Origin of the sequence: Vibrio sp. 1F279 (genome assembly GCF_041439815.1) — a bacterium.
GTDB classification, from domain to species: Bacteria; Pseudomonadota; Gammaproteobacteria; order Enterobacterales; family Vibrionaceae; genus Vibrio; species Vibrio tasmaniensis_A.
In genome coordinates, this window is record NZ_JBGOOU010000034.1 from 1 (window position 1) to 11,480 (window position 11,480).

An 11,480-nucleotide genomic window follows, 5' to 3' on the forward strand; every position below is an offset into this window, starting at 1 on the left:
GCAACCTTGCCAAGGTTGAGGTCATCGGTTCGAACCCGATGTATCGCTCCAAATTAAAAAGCCCGAACAGAAATGTTCGGGCTTTTGGGTTTCTGTTGTTCAGCTTTTTTTGGTCTCACATTTTTCCTATTTGATTCCCCCTAGTTAGACGGTGGGTAAAATATTGAAATTCTCATACCTTTAACTTCGTTTTAAAAGCAAGATTCCCTATGAACCCGCTCCTCATACTGGGGAGAACGGAAAGACGCAATACTCTCGAAGCCTCTCTAACACAGCTTGTATACTTACTTCGTCATCCTCGGCATGAGGAACGAGTGAACCGAGGATCTTGTTTAAAAATTAGGTTGATGATTATTACAGCTCTTGCTTAATCGTTGTTCTTATTTCTTAAGTCATTATTAAAAACTATTGATCGTTCATTTCACTTTATGTTATTTTTCGTGCAATCTCGGAATGAACAATGCTCAAAAAGAGCAGCGATTGCTTCTGGGGGATACGCGTAGTGACCATTCTTGCTGATTGGGACATTACGTAGGGTAGGTATCGGCTAATTCTTTAGCTGATAGACGGGATACTTATGGCGCAGTTCGTCATGTTAATGGGAAACCCAACATTGAACACACTAATAACAACATTGCTAATCAGCTCTGCATTTCCAAAGGGACCAGCTCCTCATAGCTGCCCGATCCTGCAAAAATGTCCAATTCTTCAAAACAGTAGCATTACTGAACCTTGAGCTCACGCTAACTAATTTTTTTGCTGTCCTAAGACGGCCTAATTTCGTATTCGTCATTTGACTTATGCGAGCGTACAGCTATATCTCATTTCTAGACAATACGCGTGTTTCATTATGAATTCTCTCTAAATCAATAGAGGGACGGTATGCAATTGCGTCTGATGGAGGTGAGTATGAACACATTCAAGGGGATTTTTATGACTACCGCCTTTGAAGTCGATATCAATACTATCGCAAATTCATTTTCAACTATGGTTCCTATCTTAGAGGGAACGTACGACCTAACACCTGACGCTATTTTGCTCGAGCAAGAACAGCATGAGTCGGATGTTCGTTCTTACCCAAGACGCCTGCCCATTGCTATTAAACGAGCATGTGGCGCTTTAGTTGAAGATACTCGTGGCCAACTCTTTCTCGATTGCTTAGCCGGTGCAGGTACACTTTCTCTAGGTTACAACCACCCTGAGATTAACCAAGCACTCAAAGATCAGCTCGATTCTGGTTTGCCATACCAAACTCTTGATATCACGACTCAAGCAAAAGAGACGTTTATCAAGCGAGTTAAAGCTTTTCTTCCTCAAGACTTTTCAAATAACTCGGTTCTTCAATTCTGTGGCCCATCGGGTGCTGACGCGGTGGAAGCGGCGATCAAGCTCGCTAAGCAAACCACAGGTCGTAACACAATGTTCGCTTTCCGAGGTGCTTACCATGGCATGACAAACGGCACCATGGGTATGATGGGTAACCTAGGTACTAAAGAGCGTCGTAGCGGCTTGATGTCTGACGTACATTTCATGCCTTTCCCATACAACCTGCGCTGCCCGTTTGGCATTGGTGGTGAAGCAGGTGCCAACGCGAGCATTCGTTACATCGAGCGTATGTTGAATGATGACGAATCCGGCATTATGAAACCTGCCGCGATGATCGTTGAGCCTGTGCAAGGTGAGGGCGGTGTGATCCCTGCTCCTGCTTATTGGTTACAAGGTCTGCGTCGCATCTGTGATGAACACGGCATCCTACTGATCTTTGATGAAATCCAATGTGGTGTAGGTAAAACAGGTCATCGATTTGCGTTTGAAGAGTCAGGCGTTAATCCTGATATCTTATGCTTGTCTAAAGCGATTGGTGGCGGACTGCCTATGTCGCTGCTTGTATTCGATAAGAGCATCGATACTTGGAAAGCGGGTGAGCACACCGGCACATTTCGTGGTAATCAGTTGGCAATGGTATCTGGCGCTAAGGCGTTAGAGATCATCGAGCGCGATGGTTTGGTTGAGCACGCGAACATCGCAGGCCAATACCTACGTCATGGGTTAGAGAAGATTCAATCTCGCGTGAACTGTATTGCTGAAGTTCGTGGTAAAGGCTTGATGCTTGGCGCTGAGATCAAGCAACCAAATGGTGAACTCAACAAATTTGGCGAGCCGCAATCAGACGGCGAACTGACTCTAGCGATTCAACGAGCAGCATTGGAGCGCGGTTTGATGGTTGAAAAGGGTGGTCGTGATGGTTCGGTCATTCGTTTCCTTCCGCCAATGATTATCTCTTTCGAGCAGATCGACTTTGCACTGCGTGTCATGGAAGAAGCGATCATCGCAGCGGGTGGCGGTTTACAACAAGACCCAGCTTCAAGCGAGCAAACTAACCAAGAATGGAATAAGCATTTCATCCAGACAGGTTTAGGCGGTAGTGACGAATTTGCTAGCGTGATGAACCAAACCACTCAAGAGATGAAAGCCGTTTTTGAACAGGTTGAAACCCCTTATTCGGGTTTAGATCCAAAAGTGTTAGAAGCAGCTATCAAAGCTGTCGACCTAGACAACAACCAACACGCTTTGGTTGATGTTGTAGATAGCACTGCAGACCTTGTCGCTGCAAACTCCATCTTCGTGCAACACCCTGACTGTATTGCACACCTTCATACTCCTCCTTTAATGGCATCGGTAGCGGCGGAATCCATTATTGCGGCACTGAATCAGTCAATGGATTCATGGGACCAAGCATCTGCTGCGACTTATGTTGAGCAGCGTGTGGTGGATTGGATGTGCGACAAATACCAACTTGGCGACCAAGCGGACGGTGTTTTCACCAGTGGCGGCACGCAAAGCAACCTAATGGGCTTATTGTTAGCGAGAGATTGGATTGCTGATAAACATGATGGTCACTCAATCCAAAAGCTAGGCTTACCAGATTACGCGAGCAAGCTTCGTATTTTGTGTTCAAACAAATCTCACTTCACGGTTCAAAAGTCTGCCTCGCTACTAGGGCTAGGTGAAGCGGCAGTGTGCTGTGTTGATACCAATGCCAATGGCACCATAAAGCCAGATTTGCTAGACGCAGAAGTCAAAGCGCTTAAAGCTCAAGGGTTGATTCCTTTTGCTGTTGTCGGTACGGCGGGCACAACCGATCACGGTGCTATTGATGATCTTGACGCGATTGCTGACATCGCCAACCAACAAGGCCTTTGGTTCCATGTTGACAGTGCTTACGGTGGTGCACTTATTTTAAGTAGCCACAAAGCTCGTTTGCAAGGTATCGAAAAAGCAGACTCTGTGAGTGTCGACTTCCATAAGCTTTTCTATCAAACAATCAGCTGCGGTGCGGTGTTGTTGAAAGACAAGGCGAACTTTAAGTACCTTCTGCATCACGCAGATTACCTAAACCGTGAACACGATGAGCTGCCGAACTTAGTCGACAAGTCTATCGCAACGACCAAGCGTTTTGATGCATTGAAAGTCTTCATGACTATGCAAAATGTTGGTCCAAAGCTGTTGGGTGATATGTATGACCACCTTCTTGAGCAAACGCTAGAAGTGGCAGACCTGATTCAAAACCAAGTTGACTTAGAGCTACTCGCGGAGCCTTCACTATCAACAGTGCTGTTCCGATTTAAGCCGAACAATAAGCAGTCAGCAAACGGTGAGCTAGATTTAGACAAACTGAATCAAACGTTAAGACTGGAGGCGCTGACTCGTGGCGTTGCAGTACTTGGTGAAACGGTCGTGGATGGTAAGAGTGCGCTTAAATTCACTATCTTGAATCCGTGCCTAAAGACGTCAGATTTCAAATCTCTAATTAACAAAATTCAAACTCTAGCCATTGAGCTAGCAGAACAACAAGGGTAATTAATACTATGGCTATTCTACAAATTGGTGCAGGCGGCGTGGGTTGGGTTGTTGCACATAAAGCAGCACAAAATAACGAAGTACTGGGTGATATCACAATCGCTTCGCGCACAATCGCGAAGTGTGAAAAAATCATCGAATCGATTAAAGGTAAAAACAACCTTAAAGATTCAACTAAAAAACTAGAAGCTCGCGCGGTAAACGCTGACGATGTTGATGCACTTGTTGCTCTGATTAACGAAGTGAAACCAGATCTAGTCATCAACGCTGGTCCTCCTTGGGTAAACATGGCGATCATGGAAGCGTGTTACCAAGCAAAAGTATCTTACTTAGATACATCGGTAGCGGTTGACCTATGTTCTGAAGGCCAACAAGTACCACAAGCTTACGATTGGCAGTGGGGTTACCGTGAGAAGTTTGCTGAAGCAGGCATCACAGGTATTCTTGGTGCGGGTTTTGATCCAGGTGTGGTTTCAGTATTTGCAGCGCACGCGGTTAAGCACTTGTTCGATGAGATTGACTCAATTGACGTAATGGACGTGAATGCTGGCGACCACGGTAAGAAGTTTGCGACAAACTTTGACCCAGAAACCAACATGCTTGAGATTCAAGGCGATTCTTTCTACTGGGAAAATGAAGAGTGGAAACAAGTACCTTGTCACTCTCGTATGCTTGAGTTTGAATTCCCAAACTGTGGTTCTCACAAAGTTTACTCAATGGCGCACGATGAAGTTCGTTCAATGAAAGAGTTCATCCCAGCTAAGCGCATCGAATTTTGGATGGGCTTTGGTGATGCATACCTGAATTACTTCAACTGCATGCGTGATATCGGTCTTCTTAGCCCAGATCCGCTAACACTGCACGATGGTACTGTGGTTCAGCCTCTGCATGTTCTTAAAGCACTACTGCCAGACCCAACTTCTTTGGCTCCGGGTTACACAGGTTTAACGTGTATCGGTACTTGGGTTCAAGGTAAGAAAGACGGCAAAGAGCGCAGCGTATTCATCTACAATAACGCAGACCACGAAGTGGCTTACGAAGACGTAGAACACCAAGCAATCTCTTACACTACGGGTGTTCCAGCGATTACGGCTGCACTTCAGTTCTTCCGTGGCGAATGGGCTGATAAAGGCGTGTTTAACATGGAACAGCTAAACCCAGACCCGTTCCTAGCAACCATGCCTGAAATCGGTCTAGATTGGCACGTTCAAGAGCTAGAGCCGACACAAGGTCTGCCTGTGATTCACAAATTGAAGTAATACATAGTTAGGTTCTTACCTCGCTTTGAATTACTGGGGGAATGACGAAGCTGATGGTTACTTCTTCCATGAGATGACTAAGAACATTGTCACTCCCTAAAGTGAGGGACGAGTGTAATAGGGAATCTCTAATACACTAAATATTTCCAATGTACTTACTTATATCGAGCCGATGCATTAGCGTCGGCTTTGTTCGATTATCATGTGCCCTCGTGAACTCGAGGGCCGCAAGGTATTAACATGCAAAACAACGAACTAAAAACGCCTTATTTCATGATCAACGAAGAGAAGTTGATTGCGAATTTAGAGATAGCTAAACAGCTGAAAGAGATTTCAGGTGTGAAGCTGGTATTGGCACTCAAGTGTTTCTCGACATGGGGTGTGTTTGACATCATCAAACCTTACCTCGATGGCACGACAAGCTCTGGTCCATACGAAGTGAAGCTTGGTCACGAAACCTTTGGTGGTGAAACGCACGCTTACAGTGTCGGTTACAGCGAAGATGACGTGAGAGAAGTTGCCGATATCTGCGACAAGATGATCTTCAACTCGCAAAGCCAATTCGCAGCGTACCGTCATATTGTTGAAGGCAAAGCGTCGCTGGGTTTACGTCTGAATCCGGGCGTAAGCTACGCAGGGCAAGACTTGGCAAACCCTGCGCGTCAATTCTCGCGTTTGGGTGTGCAAGCTGATCACATCAAGCCTGAGATCTTCGATGAGATTAATGGCGTGATGTTCCACATGAACTGCGAGAACAAAGACGTTGATGCCTTTATAGGCTTGCTTGATTCAATCTCAGAGCAGTTTGGTGAGCATTTAGATAAATTGGACTGGGTGAGCATGGGTGGTGGTGTGTTCTTCACATGGCCGGGCTATGACATCGACAAGCTTGGTCTTGCGCTAAAAGCCTTCTCTGAAAAGCACGGCGTGCAGATGTACCTTGAGCCGGGTGAAGCCATCATCACTAAAACAACTGACTTGGTTGTGACAGTGGTTGATATCGTAGAGAACGTGAAGAAAACCGCTATTGTCGATTCAGCTACCGAGGCACACCGCCTTGATACGCTTATCTATAATGAACCAGCATCGGTATTAGAAGCGTCTGAAAATGGTAGTCATGACTATGTGATTGGTTCATGTTCATGCTTGGCTGGCGACCAGTTCTGCGAAGCTAGCTTTGACGAGCCACTTAAAATTGGTCAAAAGCTGCATCTGTTGGACAGTGCTGGTTACACTATGGTGAAACTGAACTGGTTCAACGGCCTTAAAATGCCTTCAATCTACTGCGAGCGCAGCAATGGCGGCGTTCAAAAGCTGAATGAGTTTGGCTATGAAGACTTTAAACGTTCTTTGTCACAGTGGTCAGTTAAGTAACTGAGTCATAGTTTTAGAACAATAAAAAGAGCAGCCGGTGAGCTGCTCTTTTTTTTTATAGATAACTGTTACCAGAGAAAAGAGTAAGGATAGAAGTGAAATGCTATCCGTTAGCTCTCAATCATCACTCGAGTATCTTCACTGAGCGTTTCTAATTCATTCACGACATCATCAATCAAGACTTCAATTGGCAACTTCACAGCGATCTTGGAAGTAAATAGACTTGAGCTAACACCACCGCCACCCGCGATAAAGACTCGGTGACAATCCATATCTAGAATGCTAATTCCTTGTCTGTCTAGTACATGTGTCACTTCGTTGACGATGCCAGCTCGGTCGTTAGAGTCGAGTCGTAAGTGATGTATTGTGTCTTGTGCGTTGTGAGTGTGGTCTGAATCAACAAACTGCACGATCAAGTCAGCATTGGCACTGAAAGCATCCTTAACAATTGATTCGTTGATGGCAGGAAGTTGAATCTTTAATACGCCTGCAACTTGATCTTCAATAAAGTTAACTTTACTGATGAGCCATTTTCCGTCGTTTTCGTGAGTAACCGCAGCAAGTTGCTTGATTGTTGCTGGTGATGCTTGTCCGATAAAGTTTACGATAAATGTACTGTTCATATCAGCCCCCAAAGTCTCAATTGTTCGTTGCTAATTAAATGTTTGATATCACGCGATAAAGTTCTTTAATTTCAGTGTAGAAGGTTACATCGAACAATGTTTGACCTGTGTCAATTTTTGAAACTAAGCTGTGATGCAAAAAAAGAGAATGAAGAGTAGGGCACAAAAAAAGCGGCTAGAGAGCCGCTTTTAGAAGAGTTGTCGCATTTATTTGAAATGCAGTAACTTAGAGTTCAGAGACTGGAAGCCGATTTAAAACGTTACTTTAAAGTTCATACCAACAAACTGAGAGTCGTATGTTGCCCCTGCATCGTAGGCGAATCGGGCTGCGTCTTTGTTATCCCACCAAGGGTTAGTATTCAGATTAACTTCTGCGTCACCACCCCATGCATCACTTACCCAGTAGTGGATATGGCCAACAGGGTTGAGGAAGAATAACGAAACATCACCCATGGTTTGAGAGCCCATCACTTCGCCACCTGAAGCAACAATGTCTTGCTCTGCTTCTAGCATCATTTCACCGACAACAGCCCCAAAGAATGGTGTAATAAAGATATCTTGCCATGACGGTACTTCAGCAAACGCTTCTACGCCGTATTCCCAGAAAAATGTCGACATTGTCCAAGAGTATAAGAAAGACTCAAACTCGTCATAACCAGCATGTCGAGCTGCGGTGTAGTAAACACCACCGAAATACGGATGCATTACGTAGTTTAGGAAGTGCTCATCACGGTCCCATACAGGGCCTTCAGAAACGTTATCTTTCCATTTTTTACCTAGTGCACTGATATCACGCTGGTCATCATCCCACTTAGTGATGCTTTCCGGTAAAAGCGTCATGAGGCCAACGGTTGCGACACTTAAACCAAGAATGGTATAAGTTTGGCCCATGAGGTAATCCCAATCTTTGCCATCGCTAACGGTAAGGTAGAGTGGTTGTTTTTCGATCGTTAAATCATATTGGTCGCTTGTTTCGCTTAGCGCATAATGGTTACTAGGCTTATAGGTGTACAAGCTTTCATTAACACAGTAATCTTGAGCGCATTCATCCGAATAAGAAAGGTTGATTGGTTGGTCGAAGTCGTATTGGCTTGCAACCGAGTTAACTGACATTAGCATTGTAAATGCAGCAGTAACCTTCGTTAGTAACGGTGATTTGGCCACAAGGGTCTCCATGAGAAGTTAATAATTGATCTGAGTCACAATTATCTATTAAATGCTTAGTTTAGGGAACTAATAATTTATTGCTTTTCCTAAGAAAACCTTAGATTAAGCATTAGTAATATTTGTGAAAAGGTGAATGACTCAAACTCAACCTTAGACTAGTTTGTAAATAATGCCGTGTCTTTTAATGGCCACAAGGGATATAAATATGACGAAAATCGCAATGTTAAGCACTGGTGAAGAAGTTCTTCATGGGGACATTGTCGACACAAACGCAGCTTGGATGTCTGCTGAGTTTTATCAGCACGGCTTTGCTTTGGCAAAGCGTTCAACTGTGGGCGACCAAATGAACGCTCTGATTGAAGAACTGCTGATGCTGAGCTTCAACTATGATGTGGTTATCGTCAATGGTGGTTTGGGGCCGACAACTGATGATATGAGTGCGGCCGCTGCGGCTGCGGCCTCAGATCAAAAGCTTGTCATGTTCCCTGAGTGGCTGACTCGTATGGAAGAGATGTTCTCTGGACGTGGCATGCCGATGCCTGACAGTAACCTTAAGCAAGCTTTATTGCCCGCGAGTTCAGAGATTGTTGATAATCCTGTGGGTACGGCTTGCGGCTTCAAGCTGAAAATCAACGATGCTACTTTCTATTTTACTCCTGGTGTACCGAGTGAATTCAAACGTATGGTTACGTTTGAGATTCTTCCTGACTTGTCGCGTACCTACCCTCAAGTGGTTGCCTCTGAATGCAGTCGATTGTTTACGTTTGGTTTGTCTGAGTCGGGTATCTCGGATGTGTTAGACCAGCTTAAGCTTCCTGCAGGCTATGAACTTGGCTACCGCTCTTATCTGCCTTTTATTGAGGTCAAACTGTTTGGTCCTAAGGCAGACTTAGAAACTCGCGTTAAGCTTCTGCAAATGGTTTACAAGCTCCTAGAGAGTAATGTCGTGAGCGTTGATGAGCCAATGATTGACCATATTGGACACATCATGGCGGAAAAAAAGAAGACGTTATCTGTATCTGAAGTGTCGACCAAAGGCGCCCTATCAGCGTGGCTGCAATTGAATGAGCAGGTTGAAGACTGCTTTGGTCATTCATGGGTCATGGCTGAGCCAAAAGAGAGCCAACTTGAAAAGAGTGATCCATTAGCCGCAACCTTTGCACTGGCTGGCGCTACAAGAGAGAAGTGCGGTACAGAACTGGCTTTGGTTACTGGTAAGTTAGAAGACAACACATTTAGCGTCGCATTGTCTACTGAAGCAGGAGAGTGGGGACAGGTGCTTGAGTTTTATCGTCAGTACTCACGCGAAGACCAACGCAACGTGATTAAGACCGTTGCCGCCGATATGCTGAGAAGGCATCTAGACAACAAACCGATGTTTGGTACTTACTCTTCGGTTAAGCGATTGAAAGACATGTTTATTCCTAAAGCGGTACTATAAAACCAAGTCAACGCTATAAAGTCCAAGTTAAAGCTATAGAGCTATATATGTAATAAATCATATACATCAATAAAGCCGAGTTGGTGCAATAAGCGAGTTGTCTGATTGAGCCAACATGAAATACAAAAAGGGCCTGATAATGAAGATTATCGGGCCCTTAAATTTTTAAGCTTTTCTGTTAACGATTCAACATTGTACTAATCGTGCTAAGTAGCTAAGTAGCTAAGTAGCTAAGTATAAGTATAAGTATTAAGCACTTTTTTGCTTATTTCTGTGAATAACGTTACTCAGCGATAGTTCTGTTTTTGCTTTACAGATACAAGGTAATATTTCATTACCTTGCGTGTAAGCCATAGCAAAACCAACGTACTCAACTTCACCGGAATCCAACGTACAGCGGCAAGCGCCACAGTGGCCATCTCGGCAGTTGTATTCTGGCTCTAACCCTGCTTGTTCCATTGTTTCCAATAGAGTATTTGAAGGGTTAGATTCAATAGAAGTCAGCTTGTTGATTTTGATTGTTGGCATTACAGCTCAAACCCTTCAAAGTCGTCAGCTTTTACTTCGTTGTCGATTTGGCCAACTAGGTAAGAACTGATTTCAGCTTCTTGTGGAGCAACTTGAACGTTATCTGAAGACAACCAAGCGTTGATCCATGGAATTGGGTTCGACGTTGCTTCTGGGTAAGCGGTACCTAGACCAACAGCCTGCATACGGATGTTAGTAATGTACTCAACGTATTGGCAAAGAATGTCTTTGTTTAGACCAATCATAGAGCCATCTTTGAATAGGTATTCTGCCCACTCTTTCTCTTGCTCTGCTGCTTCTTTGAATAGGTCGAAACATTCTTGCTTACACTCTTCAGCGATCTGCATGAATTCGAAGTCATCTTGGCCATTACGCAGCAAGTTGATCATGTGCTGTGTACCAGTAAGGTGAAGTGCTTCATCACGAGCGATTAGCTTGATGATCTTCGCGTTACCTTCCATTAGCTCACGTTCAGCGAATGCGAATGAACATGCAAAACTCACGTAGAAACGAATCGCTTCCAGTGCGTTTACAGACATTAGACATACGTAAAGCTTCTTCTTCAGGTCGTGAAGTGAAATTTTAACGTCTTCGCCGTTGATGTTGTGGTTGCCTTCACCGTAGCGGTGGTAGTCAGCCGTCAGCTTGATCAAATCGTCGTAGTAAAATGCGATGTCTTTAGCACGCTTCAGGATCTCTTCGTTTTCAACGATGTCGTCGAATACTACGCCTGGATCATTTACGATGTTACGGATGATGTGCGTGTAAGAACGAGAGTGAATCGTTTCAGAGAATGACCATGTCTCAATCCAAGTTTCAACTTCTGGTAGTGATACCAATGGAAGTAGGGCAACGTTAGGGCTGCGGCCTTGGATAGAATCTAGAAGCGTTTGGTACTTCAAGTTAGAGATGAAGATGTGCTTTTCATGCTCAGGAAGCTTGTTGTAGTCGATACGGTCACTAGACACGTCGACCTCTTCTGGGCGCCAGAAGAAAGAAAGCTGCTTTTCGATAAGCTTTTCGAAGATTTCAAATTTTTGTTGGTCGTAACGTGCAACGTTTACCGACTGACCCAAGAACATTGGTTCTTTTAGTTGGTCATTTTTTTGTTGAGAAAAAGTACTGTAAGCCATAAATGCCTCAAATCCTTTAAAGACCCGCAATAAAACGGACCCTGTTAATGCTTTAAACCCAGAGAAGATAACTCTTCTCTGGGGTCTTAATGTT

General features: G+C 44.4%; 8 protein-coding genes. 4 read left to right on the forward strand and 4 right to left on the reverse strand.

All coding sequences use genetic code 11. The features are described 5' to 3' along the window. Positions 1-909: 909 nt before the first annotated feature. The 3 genes from ACED60_RS20190 to nspC all read left to right on the forward strand — a co-directional run bounded on the left by ACED60_RS20190 (position 910) and on the right by nspC (position 6,494). Positions 910-3,861, forward strand: coding sequence for a pyridoxal phosphate-dependent class III aminotransferase (locus tag ACED60_RS20190; RefSeq protein ID WP_371728319.1), 2,952 nt, complete (start codon positions 910-912; stop codon positions 3,859-3,861). An 8-nt stretch (positions 3,862-3,869) separates the two neighbouring features. After that, positions 3,870-5,120 carry a carboxynorspermidine synthase gene (locus ACED60_RS20195; protein ID WP_065680464.1) on the forward strand — a complete coding sequence of 417 codons (1,251 nt, stop codon included), beginning with the start codon at positions 3,870-3,872 and terminating at the stop codon, positions 5,118-5,120. 240 nt (positions 5,121-5,360) lie between these two features. Continuing rightward, a complete protein-coding gene (gene nspC / locus ACED60_RS20200; RefSeq protein ID WP_371728320.1) occupies positions 5,361-6,494 on the forward strand; it encodes a carboxynorspermidine decarboxylase in 1,134 nt (377 codons plus the stop codon). A 110-nt stretch (positions 6,495-6,604) separates the two neighbouring features. Here nspC and ACED60_RS20205 read toward each other — a convergent pair whose 3' ends face one another. Together ACED60_RS20205 and ACED60_RS20210 are read right to left on the reverse strand one after the other, a co-directional pair. Then, positions 6,605-7,117 carry a glycine cleavage system protein R gene (locus ACED60_RS20205; RefSeq protein ID WP_009848853.1) on the reverse strand — a complete coding sequence of 171 codons (513 nt, stop codon included), beginning with the start codon at positions 7,115-7,117 and terminating at the stop codon, positions 6,605-6,607. Between the two features lie 252 nt (positions 7,118-7,369). Further along, positions 7,370-8,281, reverse strand: coding sequence for a DUF3943 domain-containing protein (locus ACED60_RS20210; protein WP_135442602.1), 912 nt, complete (start codon positions 8,279-8,281; stop codon positions 7,370-7,372). Between the two features lie 208 nt (positions 8,282-8,489). On the opposite strand from ACED60_RS20210, the gene ACED60_RS20215 reads away from it, so the two are divergent. Further along, the gene (locus ACED60_RS20215; protein WP_029223972.1) at positions 8,490-9,725 is read left to right on the forward strand and encodes a CinA family nicotinamide mononucleotide deamidase-related protein; all 1,236 of its coding nucleotides are present in this window, start codon (positions 8,490-8,492) and stop codon (positions 9,723-9,725) included. A 249-nt stretch (positions 9,726-9,974) separates the two neighbouring features. Here the strand turns inward: ACED60_RS20215 and yfaE are convergent, their stop codons facing one another. Both yfaE and nrdB read right to left on the reverse strand, forming a co-directional pair. Further along, on the reverse strand, positions 9,975-10,253 hold the full coding sequence (gene yfaE, locus ACED60_RS20220) for a class I ribonucleotide reductase maintenance protein YfaE (RefSeq protein ID WP_009848850.1): 279 nt from the start codon (positions 10,251-10,253) through the stop codon (positions 9,975-9,977). Continuing rightward, on the reverse strand, positions 10,253-11,386 hold the full coding sequence (gene nrdB / locus ACED60_RS20225) for a class Ia ribonucleoside-diphosphate reductase subunit beta (RefSeq protein ID WP_004733365.1): 1,134 nt from the start codon (positions 11,384-11,386) through the stop codon (positions 10,253-10,255). The genes yfaE and nrdB overlap by 1 nt, the downstream gene beginning before the upstream one ends. Between the last annotated feature and the right edge of the window lie 94 nt (positions 11,387-11,480).